Here is an 18,228-nt window from a genome sequence, read left to right as displayed (position 1 = left end):
CATGCGGCCTGGAGGCCGGTCCCGGCCCGCGCCGACCGGCGCGGCGGGCGCAACCCGCCGCCCGCCGACCCGGCGAGCCGCCGGACTCATGGAACCCGCCGACCGCCAGCCGCGCCGCCGCCCTACGCGCGGATCTTCCGTGCCTACTTGACGTATCGTCACAACTACTTAAAGTAGTCACTCCGGTTTTCCAAAGAGACGGAGGAGTGCATGACCTCACGAGCAAGCATCACGCTCGCAGCTCTGGCCGCAGGTACGGCCATCTGTGCCGGAACGCCTGCAACAGCCCAGACGGCAGCCGGAGAGGTGGCCAGCGGATCAGCTCTCACCCGCAGCAGCGCATCCGCCACACCGCAGCAGCCTGCGGGCGCTGCCGCGTCCACTTCGGTTTGGGCTTGCCAGAAGATCAAGGTCACCGGTAGTCGCGTTGCCGTTCGCGAGTACCCGTTCACGAACGCGGACATCTTGCACACCGTCCCGCGCGGGACCATTCTCACAAGCTGTGCAGTCGAGCACCCGAGCGGATCCGGCTACACCAAGTGCGGCAAAGGCTCGTATGACTGGCACAAGGTCACCTCTCGCGGGCGAACCGGGTACGTGCCTGCCACCTGCGTGAAGGTGGTCTGATTTACAGGTGAAATGATCGAAATTGTTCGTGGTGCCCAATAGGCGCCAGTGCGAGACGCCGGTATGCCCCTCGGCACGGCTATTGCCGAGGGGCATACCGGGCTTCATGAGACCGCCCTAGCGTGACGCCGCTGTGGCGTGCCTTATCACGCGAGGTGCGTGGTCGCGCCGGCCGAACTCGCTCACGCTCGCCCTACGGGTGGCTTTCAGCCATTCCGCCGGCCCCACCACTTCCGCCCTAAGCGGGCAGTTGCCACCCCGGTCCGCTTGGTTCTCCCAGCCAGACCCGCTGACTGTCGTCACTGATCGTGAGTCCGAATCCGGACTGATGGGGGCTGCCCGCGCCCTGCCAAGTCAAGATGGCCTCTTCCACCGCATCCCACAGCTTCACGGGACCGTGTTGGTGCACCGTCCAACCGCCCCCGGCATCCGGCTTGGTGTCAGCACGTGATCCCGTACTGACATCGATCAGAATCGTCTTGCCTTCTCCCCAGGAACACTGTGCCTGTGGTGCGGCGAGCTGGGCCACCCACAACGCGGTGTCATTGCTCAGGATCGACGGGTCGATCCGGGAGGGGCGGGCTTGCCCGATCCCGGTGATGATCGGCGGGCGTGGTGGTGCCAGGTGGGCGCGGGCCGTCATGAAGCACAGGTCGTCTTTCAGAAAGCGGCCACTGGCGGTACCGTCCTCGGCCACGGTGAGATGAGCGAAGGCGACCCCGCCCATCCATCCCCACATCGGGGTGGTGATGGTCCCGCCGCTCCGTGCCTGCCACAGCCAGGGCAGCGGTATCACTCGGACGGAACAGGTCGAGATCACCTTGTCGTAAGCGGCGTTCTCGGCGTAGCCGTTCAGCCCGTCTCCGATGACGAGCGTGGGGGCGAAGCCAGCATCGGAGATCGCCGCCGCAGCCCTGGCCGCTACGTCAGGGTCATACTCGATCGAGGTCACCGCCTTTTCGCCGAGCCGTGCGCACATCAGGGACGTTGAATAGCCGGTGCCGGTACCAATCTCCAGCACCTTGTCCCCCTCGCTGATCTGGGCCGCCTCAAGCATCGACACGACCAGGCTCGGAAGCGTGGACGACGAACTTGGTGCCCCGGCCACGACATCATGCGCCTCCTCCGCGAGTACGCCGTTGACTTGAGTGACCCATGTCTGATCGGTGTACGCCAGCGCCAGCCAGTCATCCTCGCTCGTCTGCGAGCGCCGGATGGGAACCCATCGATCGATTCGAGGCCCGTCAGTCCGGTACACGGCGTCACCGAGGAAGAGTTCGCGGGGCACTCGCTCTACTGCCGACCTCCATCCCTCAGACCCCAGACGATCGGCCAGGGCGAGCCTTAGTTTGGTGGCTTGGTCGCTCATTGCCGCCATTCTCATCCTTCCATCAGTACGTAGGCGAAAGCGTTGGCTATCGCATCGGAGTTGGGCAACCAGCCCCATTGACCGTTTGGGTTGCACTCGATGAACGTCCATCTCTCGGCGGCACCGCCTGTGCCGACAGCCTCTAGCGCGAAGTCGAAGCACCCGAAGGCCAGCCCGAAGCCGTCGAGATAGGCGAGCAGCGCTCGTTCTATCTCATAAGGAACAGCGATAGGGGCGTGAACCAGTTCGCTCCAGTCTCCGCGCCGCCAGTCGAGTGATCCATCAGGCGTCGTGATCCTGCTTGCAAATACTGACCTCCCGACGACGGTCACTCTGGCGTCTGCCGATTTGTTTACCTCCTGCTGGAACATGTGGGCGGTGACTGAGACAGACTCGTCGAGATCCTTCTCGTTGATCCGCTGTGTCCATATGGCAGCCGTATTTCCATCAGTGGGATGTGGAGCGCCACGGAACGACTTGTATATAACGGATCCATGCTCCTTGGCGAACTCCCGCGCCTTTCCCGTGTCGTTCGTGATTAGAGTCGGTGGGATGGAGAAACCGCACGCTGCGGCCATTTGAAGCTGTGCAGGCTTGAAGTCTGCTCGGGTGACGGCGAGGGGGTGATTGACGTATTTAGCGCTATGAAGATTGCTCAGAATCCCGCCCAGCCCGAAACGGGCCTCGGTGGCGGCGAAGTCGCGCGCCTGAGGGGGAAGGTGGGAAAAGCGTGCGGTGTATGGGGTGGGGCGGCGGTGATACACCGCCCCTATCTCGTCCAGCGCGATATCACGGGTAGGCGTTTGGAGGCGGCCCGTCCATGTGGGCAGGCCATCACCGATGCACGCTCCGAACACCAGGTCATGGCCGATGTCGGCCGGGTCCACCCGTGCAATGTTTGCGCCTCGATCATTCAATGCACTGATGACCAGGTTTGCGGTGACATCCTCCGGCGCTGTGACCACCAAGATCACGCTGGGCGAGTTCCCCATGTTTTCGTCCGATCAGTTGTCGTTCTGGCTGTCGTCGGCGACCTCGGCAGAGCTACCCGAGCCGTCTCCGCCGCCACCCTTGGACACCGTGACAGTCGCCCCCATCTGGATCGGGAGGACTGCGCCACCCGCGTCGTAGAAGTGGGTGATCTGCGTCGAGGGATCGATACACACCCTCTCGTACGCGGGCCTTACTGCCGGACCGCCGACAGTTATGCGCCCCAGCCCCCAGGGCTTGACGAGATCTTCGCACCTGCTCATGCAGCTACCTCCTTGAATGACTCCGTCTGTACTTTGCTGTCGGTGCTTCCTTCTGTCGCACCTTCGCCGACTTCTCGGGTGCGCCAACGAACAATAGCGCTCTAACGATGGCGTCGCTATATGTTCGACACTTTCCACGAAGTGACATGTTCCTGTTAGTCATCTGCCATTGCACAGCAATATTCGCTGCGGGAGAGCGACACTTTTCGCCTACGCCGCAGAGCTATGTATTACCTATTTGTCGATGTCCTCAATTGCAGGCGGAGCTACATCGACATTGTCGTTTTTGGTGATCTCCTCCCTTTGCGTAGAAGGGCATTGAAGTAGGCGCTCTATCTCGCCTCTTCCTCATTTCCGAAACGGGCTTCGAGATAATGCTGAACGCACCTGCGGCCGTCCGGACTTGCCATCACCTGTTCCCAGGTGTCCCAGCGGTCGAGCAAGACTTGGCAGATATAGCCGATCTCTGGCCAGCGTTGAATCCACGCCGTCCGCTCTGGCCATGGCACGTGCGGCATGCCCGTGTCGGCCTGCGCTTGCTCTGGCATCGCCACCACCCTGCCTAGGGGATCCCACGCCGCAAGGCCGTTCGAGGCAGCCGGAACGGCAAGGGTTGAACGATCACAAGTCCAGTGTGTAAGCCGATGCTGACAACGCCCCGGCTTCTGTCGCTTCTTCGGCTGTGGAGACCTCGGCCCACACGATGTTTCCGCCCAAGACGTCACGGCTGACTCCCCAGCGCGCGGACATCTTTTCGACTAGAAGCAGTCCTCGCCCGTGACAGTCGGTCGCGTCCGGATCACGAGGGCGAGGGATGGTCAGCGCCCCTTCGTCGGTCACCTCTATGCGAACTGTCTTGTTGTTGATCTCCCATGCCGCCACGATGACCAGTCCGCCTGGCCGTGCGGAACGGGAGTGAACGACCGCGTTATTGACCAGTTCGGTCAACACCAGGGAACTCCCATAGAGACTCTGGTGATCCGCTAGCGTCAAGGTGGCCTCGATGCAGTGGCGGGCGAGTGGTACCGAGCGCGCTAGCCCAGGCATCACGATCTCGACCAGAAGGCGTGGCGTCACCACGACACCTCCCGGAGGATCTGCGCCACCGCTTCATCGCTCTGTGCATCGACTCGGCACCAGGGCCAGAGCCCCCAGGCGAACACCCATCTCCCTTTGTGGATCTTCACTCTGACGCGGAGCGATGCTGACGGTGTGCTGACTCTTAGGGGAGGTACTGCGCCTCTCGGTGCGGGCTCCAACGTCCGCGACACGCTCAGCCGCTGAAGCTCCAGCATTAGCCGCGCAAGATGGATGAACCCTTCAGACGCCGGTTCACAGGCCACCGATCACTCCTCCGCTTGCGCTTGAACACGGCTAATGCATCGAGATGACGCTCTCGATCGGAGCAGATGAGTCGAGCCCTGTGCCTATCCCCTGCTCACAAGTCATCATGCGGCCACTCTGAGTAGCATGTCAATGCACTGTGCAAGTTAGGGTTGAGCAGAGTAATGATTGGCAGCGATGCGCACTGTTCTGACACACTTGAAGCCATGTCTTCGTCGAACCACAGTCCGACTGTGAGGCTGCGGCGGTTGGCTCGTGAGCTGCGCAAGCTCCGAGAGGACTCCGGCCTTACCCCTGAGGCTGCCGCCGCCCAGTTGGGCTGGAGTCGCAGCAAGGTAAGCCGTATCGAGACCGGACGGACGATGGCGAGCCGCGCCGACGTGGCCGCCGTCTGTGATCTCTACGGGGTCAAGTCATCGGATCGCGCAGGTCTGATCCAGCTCGCAAGTGAGGTTCGTCAGCGTGGGTGGTGGACCTCCTACGCCGATGTATTCACCGGCTCGTACGTTGGCCTTGAAGATGATGCGGCCTTCATCCGGCAGTGGGAGGTGCAGCTTGTGCCCGGGTTGCTCCAGACCGAGGACTACGCCAGAACGGTGATCTCGCAGCATCGACCTTCGGAGGAGGTGCAGCGGCGCGTGATGGCGCGCATGGCGCGTCGAACGTTGCTGAGCCGACCTCAAGCCCCGCAGTTCAGCGCCATCCTGGACGAGGCTGCAATCCGCCGGCCGATCGGTGGAAAACAGATCATGCATGAGCAGCTCGAAGCGCTTCTGATTGCCGCCAGGAGAGCGAACGTTGATGTTAGGGTCCTCCCGTTTGGTGCTGGCGAGCATGCTGGGCTGGAAGGAGCCTTCACGATCCTCAGCTTCGCTGAGGAGATCGATCCTGATGTCGCATACGTAGAGGGTACGGCGGGCGACATTTACGTCGAGAGCTCGGAGCAGGTCGATCGCTGTAAGCTCATATATGAGCGCATTTCGGATGCCGCACTGTCCCCAGAGGATTCTTTGGGGCTGATCTCGAAGGTCAAGGACGAGCTAGCCACATGAACGATCTCTCCAACGCCGAGTTTCGGAAGAGCAGCTATAGCGGTAGCGGGAACAACTGCGTTGAGGTAGCAACAAACCTGCCTGGCGTGGTCGCAGTGCGCGACAGCAAGGATCCGCAGGGTGGAGTCCTGGTGCTCTCGCCTGCTGCCTTCCGTGATCTCACGGCGCGCATCAAGAACGGCGACTTTGACAACCTGCTCTAGTCGCTCCGTCGTCTAGTCCAGCGAGCACCCTGTACATGACTTTGGCAGGGTGCTCACGTGTTTCCAGGGCTAGGTGTGCCAGCCTCCGGCGGGGGGCTCCGCTCCGGAATGATCGCCGCGCGGAAGCGAGCGCCGTACGTGGCTGGGGGCCGTGATCGTTCCGCCTGTTCACCCCGCCCGAGATGACCATGCCGAAACCTCCGACTCAAGCCCGTCTGTAACCCTTGGCATCCAATGATCGTGGAATAGCGGCGCGTCAACGTACACGCGAAGACGGGCTTGACTCTCCGGTTGCGGCATGGGGCTCGGGAGCGGGGCGACGCAGACGGAACGATCAGGGCGCGGCGATGAGCGGGCTCCGCCGCTGCTGGACAGCTCGCTATGGCTTGGCGCTGATGGCTATCAGAAGTGTCACAATCCAGTTTCCGGCTTGCCGGAGCCGTTGACGCCCATGAGCCCGGTGCGCCCGGCGCCGAAGGCGACGTCGAGGCCGTCGAGGACGGGGGTGCCGTCGGCGTGCTCGTAGGAGAGGCCGTCACAGACGATGGAGAATGACATAAGGGGTGGCTCCTCACCGTGTCAGGAAATTTCGGGACACGTGGAGACACCGCGGAAAGGCCGCCCGGAAACGCGGAACAGAGGCGTCGAAGGATCACCTGAGGTCGGGCGGGCGCACACCACGGACGTGGGCGCGGCGTCTCGGCCTCAGAGCTTCAACAGATCACCTCGGATGTCGGCGGCAGGACCCGCACACTGTACGCGACCGAAAAGGTGGGGGCAAGGGGATGCCGGCGGTGCATCTTCCTCCACCCCGGCTGTGCAGCTGGCCTCCTGTCCGCCTCCCGCCCCCGCCCGTAGCGTCGGAGCCGCAGAGCAACGCGCAGGCCATCCGACGAGAGGACGATCATGAGCGAGGTCACGCGCAGGGGCTTCATCGGCGGCACGGCGGCGCTCGGCGGCGGGCTCGCCGCGGGCGGCGGATTACCCGGCGAGCCCGCCGGGCCCGGCGCCCCGCCGCTCGGGCCGGTCGTGGTGCGCCCGTCCGACCCCCGCTACGAGGACCTGGCGGTCCGGCGCACCAACCAGCGCTTCCGCGCCGAGCCCGACTACTTCTACCTGGCCGGGACGACCGAGCAGGTGGTCCAGGCCGTCGGCCGGGCGGTGCGCGAGAACCGGCGGCTGACCGTGCGCAGCGGCGGCCACTGCTACGAGAACTTCGTCGGCGAAGGCGCCGAGGTGGTGCTCGACCTGTGCGAGATGTCGGAGGTCTACTTCGACGAGGAGCGCCGCGCGTTCGCGATCGAGGCGGGGGCCACGCTCATGCAGGCCTACCGGCGGCTCTACCTCGGCTGGGGCGTCACGATCCCCGGCGGCCAGTGCGGGGGCGTGGCCGCCGGAGGGCACATCGCGGGCGGCGGCTACGGGCCGCTGTCACGGCGCGACGGCCTGACCGTCGACCACCTGCACGCCGTCGAGGTCGTGGTCGTCGACCGGCACGGCCGCGCCCGCGCCGTCGTGGCCACCCGCGACCCGCGCGATCCCAACCACGACCTGTGGTGGGCCCACACCGGAGGCGGCGGCGGCAACTTCGGCGTCGTCACCCGCTACTGGATGCGCGATCCGCGGGCGCGCGGCGACGACCCCGGCACCCTGCTGCCCAGGCCGCCCGCCTCCGTCGTGTCGGGCATCGCGATCTGGTCGTGGAAGGACATGACGCGCGAGTCGTTCCAGCGGCTGCTGCGCAACCACGGCGAGTGGCACGAGCGCAACAGCGAGCCCGGCACCCCGTACGCCTCGCTGTGGGGGTCGCTGCTGATCCCCGGCCGCCAGGGCGACGACGCGCCGGGCGACATGATCCTGCCGGCGCAGATCGACGCGGGCGTGCCCGGCGCCGAGAAGCTGCTGGCCGGCTTCCTCGCCGCCGTCGGCGAGGGCGTCACGCCGCCGGCGACGGTGCCGCCGTTCCTGCGCCAGCCGTGGTTCCAGGCCGTGCGGTCGCTCTCGCTCGGCGAGGCGACCGAGGCGGGCCACTACAAGGGCAAGTCCGCCTACCTGCGCAGCCGCTTCACCGACGAGCAGGCGGGCATCGCCTACGACAGCCTGACCGCGGGCGGCCCCGCGCGGACCGGCGTGCTGTGGCTGCTGTCGTACGGGGGCCGCGTCAACACGGTCGCGCCGGAGGCGACCGCCACCGTCGAGCGCCGGTCGATCCTCAAGGTGCTCCACCTGGCCACCTGGGACCCGGCCGGCGACGGCGCGGCCGAGCTGGCCTGGGTGCGCGACCTGCACCGCAGGACGTTCGCGGCGACCGGGGGCGTGCCGGTGCCGGGCGGCAACCTCGGCGGCGCCTACATCAACTACCCCGACACCGACCACGCCGACCCGGCCTGGAACACCTCCGGGGTGCCCTGGCCGGCGCTCTACTACGGGGACAACTACGCGCGCCTGCAGCGGGTCAAGGCGCGCTGGGACCCGCGCGGCGTCTTCGGCCACGCCCTGTCGATCAGGCCGTGACCAGGCCGCTCACCTGGGCCAGCAGCTCCAGCGAGCGCAGCCAGGCCGCCCGCTCCGGCGCCGCAGACACCACGATCAGCTCGTCGGCGTGGGCGTGCCCGGCGAACCTGTCGAGCTCGGCGGCGACGTCTCCCGGCGTGCCGACGGCCGAGTAGCGCGTCATCTGCAGGATCTGCTGCCCGGCGGGGGATTCGAGGACCGCGTCGGCCTCCTCCGGCGTGAACGCGCGGCCCCGGCCGAGCAGCAGGCTCACCCGCTTGCGCTTGGCCGACAGGAACTGCGCCTGCGCCTCCTCGGCCGTGTCGGCGGCGATCACGTTCACGCCCGCGATCACGTACGGCTCCGCGAGCTGGGCCGACGGCCGGAAGTCACGCCGGTAGAGCTCGACCGCCTCCTCCAGCGCGGCTGGCGCGAAGTGGGAGGCGAACGCGTACGGCAGCCCGAGCATGGCGGCGAGCTGAGCGCCGAACAGGGACGAGCCGAGGATGTACAGCGGCACGTCGGTGCCCTTGCCCGGCGTCGCCTCCACGCCGGGGATGCGCGACTCGCCGGTCAGATAGCCCTGCAGCTCCAGCACGTCCTGCGGGAACTCGTCGGCGGCGGCCGGGTTGCGGCGCATCGCCCGCATCGTCTGCTGGTCGCTGCCCGGCGCCCGGCCCAGCCCCAGGTCGATGCGGCCCGGGTGGAGCGTGGCCAGCGTGCCGTACTGCTCGGCAATCGTCAGCGGGGCGTGGTTGGGCAGCATGACGCCGCCCGCGCCGAGGCGGATCGTGCGGGTGTGCGCGGCCACGTGGGCGATCAGCACGCTCGTGGCGGACGAGGCGATCGTGGGCATGTTGTGGTGCTCGGCGTACCAGATACGCCGGTAACCCCACTCCTCGGCGCGCTGGGCCATCGTGACGCTGGCGGCCAGGCTGTCGGCGGCCGTCTCCCCTTCGCCGATGTGCGCCAGATCGAGTATGGAGAGCGGGAGAGCCATGGAGAACATGCCTTTCGCTGTGAAAGATCCGGGAGCACGTGGTGTAACCACCGGGACCGCCGGGTTATTTCACAGGGCCGGTTAACCGTGGGTTCACCGGTGGTGTCTACGTTGACGGGCCATGAGCTGGAAGTACACGGTCAACGCGACGCTCGAAGGACTCACCGGCTACACGCTGACCCGGGCCCGCGCGGCCAGGCCGGCGCCCGCGCCGAAGCCCGTCCCCAAGCCGCCGCTCGAACTGCAGCGGCTGCCCGGCGACGAGGTGCGCCCGCCGGCCGACCCGGCGCACGACCGGCTGCTGCGGGCCCCGGTCTTCCTGCTCTCCTCGGTGCGCTCCGGCTCGACGCTCATGCGCGTCATGCTCAACAGCCACTCCCAGGTGCACTCGCCCATCGAGACGCACTTCCGGCGGATCACCGTCGGGCTGACGACCGAGCCGGTCCGGCAGGCGATGGAGCTGCTCGGCCACACCCACAGCGACATCGAGCACATCGTGTGGGACCGGATGCTCCACCGCGAGCTGGCCCGCAGCGGCAAGCCGGTCCTGGTGGAGAAGACGCCCTCCAACGTGTTCGCCTGGCGGCGGATCGCGGCGTGCTGGCCGGACGCGCGGTTCCTGTTCCTGCTGCGGCACCCGATGTCGATCGTGCAGTCCTGGCACGAGGCCGACCCGGTCAAGCGGCCCATGGAGGAGGCGGTGCCGCGCACGCTCAGCTACATGACCTACCTCCAGGAGGCCCGCACCCACCTGGAGGGGCTGACCGTCCGCTACGAGGACGTGGTCGCCGATCCGGAGGCCGAGCTGCGGCGGGTGTGCGCCTTCCTCGGGGTGGAGTGGGAGCCGTCGATGCTGAACTACGGCGAGCGCGACCACGGCGGTTTCGTGAAAGGCGTCGGCGACTGGCGCGACAAGATCCGTAGCGGTACGGTCGTCGCTGGCCGCCCGTTGCCGACAGACGACGAGCTGCCGCCCGAGCTCAGGGAGATCTGCGGGCTGTGGGACTACTGCTGAGCTCGGCGCTTGCGAACCAAGGCTCCGGCAGAGTTCGCCTGCCGTTCTCCGGTGGTTCTCCTGCCGATCTTTCGTTGCCTTGAAGGTGTCCTGCATGATCGCCGCGCCGTCGCGCCGCACCCTGCTCACGGGTGCCCTGGCCAGCTTGACCGTCTCCGCCTCGGCGTCCCCGGCGCGGGCCGCGTTCCCCCGGCGGCCCAACTTCGTCGTCATCCTGGCCGACGACCTGGGCTGGGGGGAGATCGGCAGCCAGGGGCAGCGGCTGATCGCGACACCGCACCTGGACCGGATGGCGCGTGAGGGGGTGCGGTTCGAGACCGCCTACTCGGGGGCGCCGCTGTGCGCCCCGTCGAGGTGCTCGCTGCTGACCGGCATGCACGCGGGGCACGGCACCGTACGGGAGAACCCGGAGGGCGGGCCGCAGCGGTCGCTGAGCGAGGCCGACCTGACCTTCGGCGAGTTACTCCAGCTTGCGGGCTATCGCACGGCGTGCATCGGCAAGTGGGGGTTCGGCCCCGAGCAGGCCGGTCAGCCGTCGCACCCGAACGAGCGCGGGTTCGGCGAGTTCTTCGGCTACATCGGCCACCGCCACGCCCACCAGTACTACCCGGAGTATCTGTGGCACAACGGCGGCCGGGTGGCGCTCGGCCGCAAGGCGTACGCGCCCGACCTGCTCCTGCGGCGGGCCGTCGACTTCGTCCGGCAGCCGTCGGACGACCCGTTCCTGCTGTACTTCGCCACGAACCTGCCGCACGCCCCCAGCGTCGTCCCGGGCGACGCCGGCCGCTACGAGGACAAGCCCTGGACCAGGGCGAACCGGCGGCACGCCGCGCAGGTCGGGCGGCTGGACGCGCACGTGGCCACGCTGCTGCGCGCGCTGCGCGAGGCGGGTGTGGCCGACGACACGGTGGTGCTGTTCACCAGCGACAACGGGCCGCACCGGGAGAAGGGCGTGACGCCCTGGCTGTTCGACTCCAACGGCCCCTACCGGGCCGACAAGCGCGACCTGTACGAGGGCGGCATCCGCGTGCCGCTGATCGCCTGGTCGCCGAAGATGCGCGGCCGGGTGGTGCGCGAGCCGGTCACGCTCTACGACGTGCTGCCGACGCTGGCCGACCTGGCCGAGGTGCCCGCGCCGGCCGCGCTCGACGGCAAGTCGTTCAGGAAGCTGCTCAACGGCGGCCGCCGCGAGGGCCACAGCCACCTGGTCTGGAACCGGCCGCGCAAGGCGCAGGCGATCCGCCGGGGCCGCTGGAAGGCCATCAGGTTCGAGCCCGGCATCGCGGGCGCGGGCCCCGAAGGGCGCGTCGAACTGTACGACCTGGCCACGGACCTCGGGGAGACCCGCGACCTGGCGTCACGCAGGCCGGAGCTGGCGGCCGAGCTGATGGAGCTGCTCGACCAGTCGATCGGCCCCGACCCGCGCACCCCGTACGGGCTGCGCGTGCGGAGCGCGGGCGAGCAGGTCACGGTGGCGCTGGTGAACGGCTCGAAGGTGCCGTGGCGGCGGGTCACGCTGGCGCTGACGACGGCCGGGGGCAGGCGGATGGCCGGGCGGCGGGAGGTGACGCTGCTGCCGGGCGAGGAGGTCTCCGAGGTGTTCACGGTCGGGGGGCGGGGTCCGGTCACCGCCTCGGCGGGCTTCGGCGCGGGCGGCAGGCGGCACACCTTCCGGCGCGCGCACCGGCTCCGTACACTGACGTGAGGCTTTCTCGGAAACCGGGTCGTGTATGTCAGAGTGCCACGACGATCTCTCGGCGGCCGTCTCGGCCGTGCTGACCGGGACGCGGCTGCTCGCCGGCATCGCGGCCCGCTCCCTGGGCTCGGTCAAGGACCGGGTGACGCTGCCGCAGTTCCGGATGCTCGTGGCGCTGGCCGGGCACGGCGAGACCAAGCTCGTCACGCTGGCCGTGATGCTCGGCGTCAACTCCTCCACCGCGCTGCGGATGGCCGACCGGCTGGCGGCGGCGGAGCTGATCGTGCGCGAGGTCAACCCGCACAACCGCAGGGAGAGCCTGATCCGCCTGACCGGCGAGGGACGCCGGATCGTCGAGGAGGTCTCCGCGCGCCGCCGCGCGGAGATCGGCGCGATCGTCGAGCGGCTGTCGCCGGCGCAGCGTCACGCGCTGGTCGAGGCGATGACCGCCTTCACCGAGGCGGGCGGCGAGCCGCCGCCGGAGCACGCCGCGCACCCGCTCGGCTGGCCGGGGGCCTGACCGTCAGGAGGCCACCGTGCGGGGCAGCGCCGCCACCGCCTCGGTCACCGTGTCGTAGGTCTGGAAGCGCCGGTGCAGCCCGGTGACGTTGAGCACCCGCTTGAGCCGCTGGTGCAGCTCGCACAGCACGAGTACGCCGCCCGCGGCCTCGGCCTCGCTCAGCCCGGACAGCAGGACGCTCAGCCCCGAGGAGTCGCAGAAGTTCACGCCCTTGAGGTCGACCACCACCCGGGGCGGCTCCGCGCTCGCGATCGCCTCCGCCATGCACTGCCGCAGCTCGGCCGCCACAGCGATGTCGAGCTCGCCGGACAGGCTGAGGACCGCTGCGCCGTTGTGCGGGGTGATGATCCAGGAGAAGCCCGCCTGCACGTTTCCGCCCTCCAGCGGTGAAAGTGTGCCATTTCACCTATGACCATCATTGCATAGTGCAATGAACTGGTGCAGTACCCAGCAATCAGCTGATACATGCGCCGAGTTCCGCGAATCTCTCCACCGCGCGGCACCCGTACTACTGTCGTGAACCTGTTCCCCCGGCCGGTGCTCGACGCCCTGGCCGCCGACCCCGGCCGGACCGCCTTCCAGCACGGCACGCGGGCCGTCAGCGCGGACGAGCTGCTCGGCCTCACCGGCCGCGTCGAGCGGCGCCTGCGCGAGGCCGGGCTCGGCCCCGGCAGCGGCGTGGCCGTCGCCGCAGCCACCTCGCCCGAGACGTACGCCGCCCACCTCGCCGCGCACGCGCTCGGCTGCCGGGTGGCGGCGCTGCGGCCCGGCTGGAGCGCCGCCCAGCTCGCGCACGTGCTGCGCGAGCCCGTGGACGCGCTGATCGCCGACGCCGCGACGATGACGCCCGAGCTCGCCGGGGCGGGCGCCCGGCTGCTGTCGCTCGGGCCGCTGCCCGGCGCGGCCGACCTGCTGCGCCCCGGCCCCGCCGCGCCGCCCGAGGTGCTGGCCCGGCCGGACGACGTCGCCAGGCTCACCTTCACCAGCGGCAGCACCGGCCTGCCGAAGGCGTGCGCGCAGACCTACCGCGCCCACAGCCTCGCCTACCAGGACTGGCCGCCGGTCCTGGCCGAGCTGATGACCCGCTTCGAACGCTGCCTCGTGCACGGGACCCTGGCCAGCCCGGTGATGATGACGTACGCGGGCCGCTGCCTGGTGGCGGGCGGCACCGTCGTCGTGCCGGGGCCCGGCGAGGACCTGGCCGCCGCGCTCGGCCGCCACGCCGTCACCGCGGCCATGATGCCGCCGCCCCGGCTGGGCGCCCTGCTCCTCGCCCTCGGCGTCGGCGGGCCGCCCGGGCTGCGGGCGCTCGTCCTCGGCGGCGCCCCGGCGGGCCCGAGCCTGCTCGCCGCCGCCGCGGAACGCCTCGGCCCGGTGATCTGGCAGGGGTACGGCCAGGCCGAGGCGGGCGTGATCACCATGCTCACGCCCGCCGACGTGGCCGCCGGGCGGCTGACGTCCGTCGGCAGGCCGCTGCCGGGCGTCCGGCTCAGCCTGCGCGACCGCGACGAGCGCCCCGTGGGCCCCGGCGAGGTCGGCGAGGTGTGGGTACGCAGCCCGCACCGGATGGCCGGCTACTGGCGCGACCCCGAAGGGACCCGCGAGGTGCTGCGCGACGACGGCTGGCTGCGCACCCGCGACCTGGGCCGGCTGGACGGCGACGGGATGCTGCACCTGACCGGCCGCACCCGGGACGTGATCATCGTCAACGCCGAGGTCTGCTACGCCGGGGCCGTGGAGGCCGTGCTCGCCGGGCATCCGGCCGTCGAGCAGGCGTTCGTCGTCGGCGCGCCCGACCCGGTGACCGGCGAGGCCGTGCACGCCTACGTCGTCCCCGCCGGGCGCGCCCGGGTCTCCCGCGACGACCTGGCCGCGCTCGTACGTGACGCGCTGGGCGAGGCGGCCGTCCCCAGGACGGTCACCACGCTGGCCGAGGCGCCGGTCAACGAGGCCGGCAAACCGGACAAGTCCCGGCTCAAGCCCGGTTGAAGTGGTTCTCGCACAGGCGCAGGCGGCGGGCCTGCCACACCATGTAGGTGCCGAGCACGAGCTGCACCAGGCTGCGCCACACGTCCTCCCACAGGTCGCGCACCCGCAGGAACGCCAGCACCGCCCCCGGCAGGCGCGGCTCGCGCCCGCGCGGCGTCATCAGGCAGGGGCCCCGGTTCGGCAGCGCCCGCTCGTGCCCGGCAGAGGTGCGGAACGTGTAGCCCGCGTCCAGCTCCCCGACCACGGCCCGGATGGTGACCGGGGCCAGCCGCCAGGCCGGGCACGGCCGGTTCGCGGCCACCCCGAACGGGATCCGCCCCCCGGACCGGTGGAATTCCGGATAGCTGAAGCAGAGCACCGATCCCGCCGGGATCGTCGCCCCGCTCCGCAGCTCGATCTCGCCGGAGGTGATCCGGTGCGCGATCCCGAACAGCGGATAGCGGCGCAACGTCTCCGCGATCACCTCGTCCAGCGGCCCCCGCGCGCCCTCGGCGAGCGCCATGAGCACGTGCGCCGTCGCCTCCGAGCTCTGCACGATCGCCGTGTTGAAGAACGCCCCCTGAAGATAGAGCGCCCGCTCCCGCGGCCCCAGCGACTCCGGCAGCGGATGCGCCACCCGGTCCTGCACGCTCTCCAGGTACGCGGTCAGCCGCAGCCGCCGGTCCAGGTGCCGCAGCCCGCAGCACTTCAGCGCCGTCACCACGTCGTCGGCGCTGGCCACGATCAGCTCCCGCACCCCCGGCGGGCACGGCGTCCCGAACACCAGCCGGTGGTAGAACTCCGCCCATACCGGCATCGCCAGATCGCGCAGCCGCACCAGCCCCCGCCCGGCCGGCAGCGCGTCGCGCAGGCTCTCCACCGCCAGCAGCTCCGCCTCCCGCGTGCTGGTCGTCAGGATGCGCCGGGTGCACCGGGCCACCTCCGTGTGGAGCGGCCCCGGCTCCAGATGCTCCTGGTGCAGCTCCGGGCCGGGGGACAGCCAGTACCAGAACAGGTCCGACAGCGCCGCGCCCCGGCTGCGCCCGTCGGCCGCCGGATGCCCGTACACCTCCAGGAACTCGGGGACGCCGACCAGCTCGCCCGGCACCGCGACGCCCTCCGCGCCGTTGATCCGCGCGAACAGCCACATCCGCAGCCCCGTCACCGCCCGGGGCAGCCAGAACGGCAGCGAGAGCACGAACAGCACCAGCAACAGGACAGTCATGACGGTTGTACGAAATTGAACACACCTCTGGATTCACCGGAATCCATGAGAGAGATTCGGTTCGTACGACCTCGTGATCGTTGCCCGCCCGCCGACAGCCCGGGGAGACGTCGTGAACCTCTTCAACGTGCGTGACTTCGAGGACGTGGCCAGGGAGAAGCTCGACCCGGTCTACTACGACTACTTCGCCGGCGGCGCCCAGGACGAGGTCACCGTCCGCGCCAACGAGGCGGCCTTCCGGCGGCTCTGCCTGGTGCCCCGGGTGCTGCGGGGCGTCGAACGGCCCACGCTCGAGGTGAACCTGCTCGGCCAGCCCGCCTCCATGCCCGTGCTGCTCGCCCCCACCGCCTTCCACCGGCTGGCGCACCCCGCCGGGGAGGCCGAGACCGGGCGGGCCGCCGCCCAGGCCGGCGTGATCATGATGGCGGCCATGCTGTCCACCGTGCCCGTCGAGGAGGTCGCCGCCACCGGGGCCACGCTCTGGTTCCAGCTCTACATCCAGCCCGACCTGGGGTTCACCGCCTCGCTCGTGCGCCGGGCCGAGGCGGCCGGGTGCAAGGCCATCGTCGTCACCGTCGACTCGCCCGCGCTGGGCAGGGGCGAGCGCGGCGACCGCAACAACTTCCACGACCTGCCGCCCGGCCTGCACTGCGCGAACCTGCGCGGCGACGGCAACGTCCGCCAGGTCGTGCTGTCCCCCGAGATCTCCTGGAAGCACGTCGACTGGTTACGGTCGATCACCTCGCTGCCGATCGTCCTCAAGGGCATCCTGCACCCCGCCGACGCCGTGCTCGCCGTCGAGCACGGCGCCGCCGCGATCATCGTGTCCAACCACGGCGGCCGCCAGCTCGACACCAGCCCGGCCAGCATCGACCGCCTCCCGCTGATCGCCGACGCCGTCGACGGCAGGGTGCCGCTGCTGCTCGACGGCGGTGTACGGCGCGGCACCGACGTGATCAAGGCCCTGGCGCTCGGCGCGCGGGCGGTGGCGATCGGCCGGCCCGTCATGTGGGGCCTGTCCGTGGCCGGGGCCGAAGGCGTCGCCAAGGTGCTGACGCTGCTGCGCACCGAGCTGCTCAACGCGCTCACCCTGTGCGGCGTCGCCGGGCCCGGCGAGCTGACCAGGGAACTGGTGGTCGCGTGAAGGTCATCGGAGCGGGCGTCGGCCGCACCGGCACGCTGTCGCTCAAGGCCGCGCTCGAACGGCTCGGCTACGGGCCGTGCTTCCACGGCCGCCACGTGCTCGACCACCCCGACCGGCTGCCGCTGTGGCGCGACGCCGCCGCCGGGCGGCCCGTCCCCTGGGAGACCGTCTTCGACGGCTACGCCGCCAGCGTCGACTGGCCCGGCGCGGCCTTCTGGCGCGACCTGCTCACCGCCTTCCCGTCCGCCCGGGTGATCCTCACCGTCCGCGACCCCGATTCCTGGTACGAGAGCGTGCGCGCCACCGTCTACCGCATGTTCGGCGACGGGCCCGCCGAGCCCCGGGTGGCCGAGGCGCGGCGCATCGTGCCAGGGCTGGACGTGTTCACCGCCTTCCACCGGCAGATGATCTGGGACGGCTTCTTCGGCGGGCGCTTCGCCGACCGCGACCACGCCATCGCCGTCTACCGGGAGCACAACGACGCCGTCCGCCGCGAGGTCCCGGCCGACAGGCTCCTCGTCGTCGAGCCGGGCGCCGGATGGGGGCCGCTCTGCACCTTCCTGGGGGTGCCGGAGCCGGAGGAGCCGTACCCGCACCTGAACGACCCGGCCAGGTTCTGGGCGCGGGTGGCGGCCCGGGTGGCGGAGTCCTGATCGTGGGCTGACCTCGGCTATGGGACGGCGGCGGCCTGCCGCAGCCGGGCCAGGCCGCGCCGGATCCGCGTCTTGACCGTGCCCAGCGGCAGGCCCTCCCGGCTGGCGATCTCCGCGGCCGTCAGCCCGTAGCAGACCGACAGCAGGATCGGCCGGCTCAGCTCGGCGGGCAGCACCCGCAGCTCGTCGCGGACCCGCTCCACCTCGCCCAGCGCCTCCCGGCCGTCGTCCCCGCCGTCGCCCCGGCCGTCGCGCGGGCTCGGCAGCCAGGCGGGGTCCACCGGCTGGTCACGGCGCAGCCGCAGCGCGTCCACGGCCAGGTTGCGGGTGATCGTCAGCAGCCAGCTCGAGACCCTGCCGCGCCCGGGATCGTAGCGGGCGGCGTGGCGCCAGGCCCGGACGAAGGCGTCCTGCGCCACCTCCTCGGCCAGCCCCGGGTCACCCACCACGCTGAGCGCCAGGCCGTACACCCTCGCCTGGTAGCGCCGTACGAACGCGACCGTCGCCTCGGCCTCGCCGGCGGCGATGGCGGCTATGAGCGACTCGTCCGAGAGAGACCACACCGTCCATCACACGCGCAACCCGGCCCCCACTTCAACAAACCGCGCATTTCGGTCATTTGCGACGGGCATCCGGGCCGGGCCGCTTCCCTCTACGGCGGGCCCA

The 18,228-nt window shown here is 69.8% G+C and carries 19 protein-coding genes; 9 read left to right on the top strand and 10 right to left on the bottom strand.

Going from position 1 to position 18,228, the window contains the following annotated elements:
* Positions 1-865 precede the first annotated feature (865 nt).
* The 5 genes from tgmC to AB0G11_RS34180 all read right to left on the bottom strand — a co-directional run bounded on the left by tgmC (position 866) and on the right by AB0G11_RS34180 (position 4,296).
* Positions 866-1,996, bottom strand: a complete 1,131-nt coding sequence (gene tgmC / locus AB0G11_RS34200; protein ID WP_357590851.1) for an ATP-grasp peptide maturase system methyltransferase — start codon at positions 1,994-1,996, stop codon at positions 866-868.
* Between the two features lie 11 nt (positions 1,997-2,007).
* Entirely contained in the window at positions 2,008-2,970 is a 963-nt protein-coding gene (gene tgmB, locus AB0G11_RS34195; RefSeq protein ID WP_357590849.1) for an ATP-grasp ribosomal peptide maturase, read from the bottom strand.
* 30 nt (positions 2,971-3,000) lie between these two features.
* Positions 3,001-3,249, bottom strand: a complete 249-nt coding sequence (gene tgmA, locus AB0G11_RS34190) for a putative ATP-grasp-modified RiPP (protein WP_357590847.1) — start codon at positions 3,247-3,249, stop codon at positions 3,001-3,003.
* Between the two features lie 332 nt (positions 3,250-3,581).
* Entirely contained in the window at positions 3,582-3,797 is a 216-nt protein-coding gene (locus AB0G11_RS34185) for a hypothetical protein (protein WP_357590845.1), read from the bottom strand.
* Positions 3,798-3,870: 73 nt separating this feature from the next.
* Entirely contained in the window at positions 3,871-4,296 is a 426-nt protein-coding gene (locus AB0G11_RS34180; protein ID WP_357590857.1) for an ATP-binding protein, read from the bottom strand.
* Between the two features lie 530 nt (positions 4,297-4,826).
* Between AB0G11_RS34180 and AB0G11_RS34175 the strand changes: the two genes are divergently transcribed.
* The gene (locus AB0G11_RS34175; RefSeq protein ID WP_357590843.1) at positions 4,827-5,645 is read left to right on the top strand and encodes a helix-turn-helix transcriptional regulator; all 819 of its coding nucleotides are present in this window, start codon (positions 4,827-4,829) and stop codon (positions 5,643-5,645) included.
* A complete protein-coding gene (locus tag AB0G11_RS34170) occupies positions 5,642-5,848 on the top strand; it encodes a DUF397 domain-containing protein (protein WP_357590841.1) in 207 nt (68 codons plus the stop codon). Before AB0G11_RS34175 ends, AB0G11_RS34170 begins: the two co-directional genes overlap by 4 nt.
* Positions 5,849-6,259: 411 nt before the next feature.
* On the opposite strand, the gene AB0G11_RS34165 is transcribed toward AB0G11_RS34170, so the two are convergent.
* Positions 6,260-6,406 (bottom strand): hypothetical protein, encoded by a 147-nt coding sequence (locus tag AB0G11_RS34165; protein ID WP_357590858.1) that lies wholly within the window; start codon positions 6,404-6,406, stop codon positions 6,260-6,262.
* Positions 6,407-6,754: 348 nt separating this feature from the next.
* Here AB0G11_RS34165 and AB0G11_RS34160 point away from each other — a divergent pair, with 348 nt between their 5' ends.
* Positions 6,755-8,362: an FAD-binding protein gene (locus AB0G11_RS34160; protein ID WP_219511331.1), complete on the top strand. Its 1,608-nt coding sequence runs from the start codon at positions 6,755-6,757 to the stop codon at positions 8,360-8,362.
* Here AB0G11_RS34160 and AB0G11_RS34155 read toward each other — a convergent pair.
* The gene (locus AB0G11_RS34155; protein ID WP_357590839.1) at positions 8,352-9,341 is read right to left on the bottom strand and encodes an LLM class flavin-dependent oxidoreductase; all 990 of its coding nucleotides are present in this window, start codon (positions 9,339-9,341) and stop codon (positions 8,352-8,354) included. The genes AB0G11_RS34160 and AB0G11_RS34155 overlap by 11 nt on opposite strands.
* Before the next feature lie 121 nt (positions 9,342-9,462).
* Between AB0G11_RS34155 and AB0G11_RS34150 the strand changes: the two genes are divergently transcribed.
* From AB0G11_RS34150 to AB0G11_RS34140, 3 genes are all read left to right on the top strand, one after another.
* Entirely contained in the window at positions 9,463-10,356 is an 894-nt protein-coding gene (locus AB0G11_RS34150; protein WP_357590838.1) for a sulfotransferase, read from the top strand.
* Positions 10,357-10,450: 94 nt separating this feature from the next.
* Positions 10,451-12,061, top strand: coding sequence for an arylsulfatase (locus AB0G11_RS34145; protein WP_219511325.1), 1,611 nt, complete (start codon positions 10,451-10,453; stop codon positions 12,059-12,061).
* Positions 12,062-12,086: 25 nt separating this feature from the next.
* Positions 12,087-12,572, top strand: a complete 486-nt coding sequence (locus AB0G11_RS34140) for a MarR family transcriptional regulator (protein ID WP_219511322.1) — start codon at positions 12,087-12,089, stop codon at positions 12,570-12,572.
* Positions 12,573-12,575: 3 nt separating this feature from the next.
* On the opposite strand, the gene AB0G11_RS34135 is transcribed toward AB0G11_RS34140, so the two are convergent.
* On the bottom strand, positions 12,576-12,941 hold the full coding sequence (locus AB0G11_RS34135) for an STAS domain-containing protein (protein WP_219511320.1): 366 nt from the start codon (positions 12,939-12,941) through the stop codon (positions 12,576-12,578).
* Between the two features lie 147 nt (positions 12,942-13,088).
* Here AB0G11_RS34135 and AB0G11_RS34130 point away from each other — a divergent pair, with 147 nt between their 5' ends.
* Positions 13,089-14,561 carry a fatty acid--CoA ligase family protein gene (locus AB0G11_RS34130; RefSeq protein WP_357590836.1) on the top strand — a complete coding sequence of 491 codons (1,473 nt, stop codon included), beginning with the start codon at positions 13,089-13,091 and terminating at the stop codon, positions 14,559-14,561.
* Here the strand turns inward: AB0G11_RS34130 and AB0G11_RS34125 are convergent.
* Entirely contained in the window at positions 14,548-15,765 is a 1,218-nt protein-coding gene (locus AB0G11_RS34125; protein WP_357590834.1) for a hypothetical protein, read from the bottom strand. The two genes, AB0G11_RS34130 and AB0G11_RS34125, sit on opposite strands and share 14 nt — an antisense overlap.
* A 112-nt stretch (positions 15,766-15,877) precedes the next feature.
* Between AB0G11_RS34125 and AB0G11_RS34120 the strand changes: the two genes are divergently transcribed.
* Entirely contained in the window at positions 15,878-16,909 is a 1,032-nt protein-coding gene (locus AB0G11_RS34120; protein WP_219511314.1) for an alpha-hydroxy acid oxidase, read from the top strand.
* Positions 16,906-17,562, top strand: coding sequence for a sulfotransferase family protein (locus AB0G11_RS34115; RefSeq protein WP_357590832.1), 657 nt, complete (start codon positions 16,906-16,908; stop codon positions 17,560-17,562). Before AB0G11_RS34120 ends, AB0G11_RS34115 begins: the two co-directional genes overlap by 4 nt.
* Positions 17,563-17,579: 17 nt before the next feature.
* Here the strand turns inward: AB0G11_RS34115 and AB0G11_RS34110 are convergent, their stop codons facing one another.
* Positions 17,580-18,125, bottom strand: coding sequence for a sigma-70 family RNA polymerase sigma factor (locus AB0G11_RS34110; RefSeq protein ID WP_357590830.1), 546 nt, complete (start codon positions 18,123-18,125; stop codon positions 17,580-17,582).
* Between the last annotated feature and the right edge of the window lie 103 nt (positions 18,126-18,228).

Origin of the sequence: Nonomuraea sp. NPDC023979 (assembly GCF_040639085.1) — a bacterium.
GTDB classification, from domain to species: Bacteria; Actinomycetota; Actinomycetes; order Streptosporangiales; family Streptosporangiaceae; genus Nonomuraea; species Nonomuraea ceibae.
The sequence above is the reverse complement of the archived record's forward strand: the minus strand, read 5'-3'. Positions and strand labels throughout refer to the sequence as shown.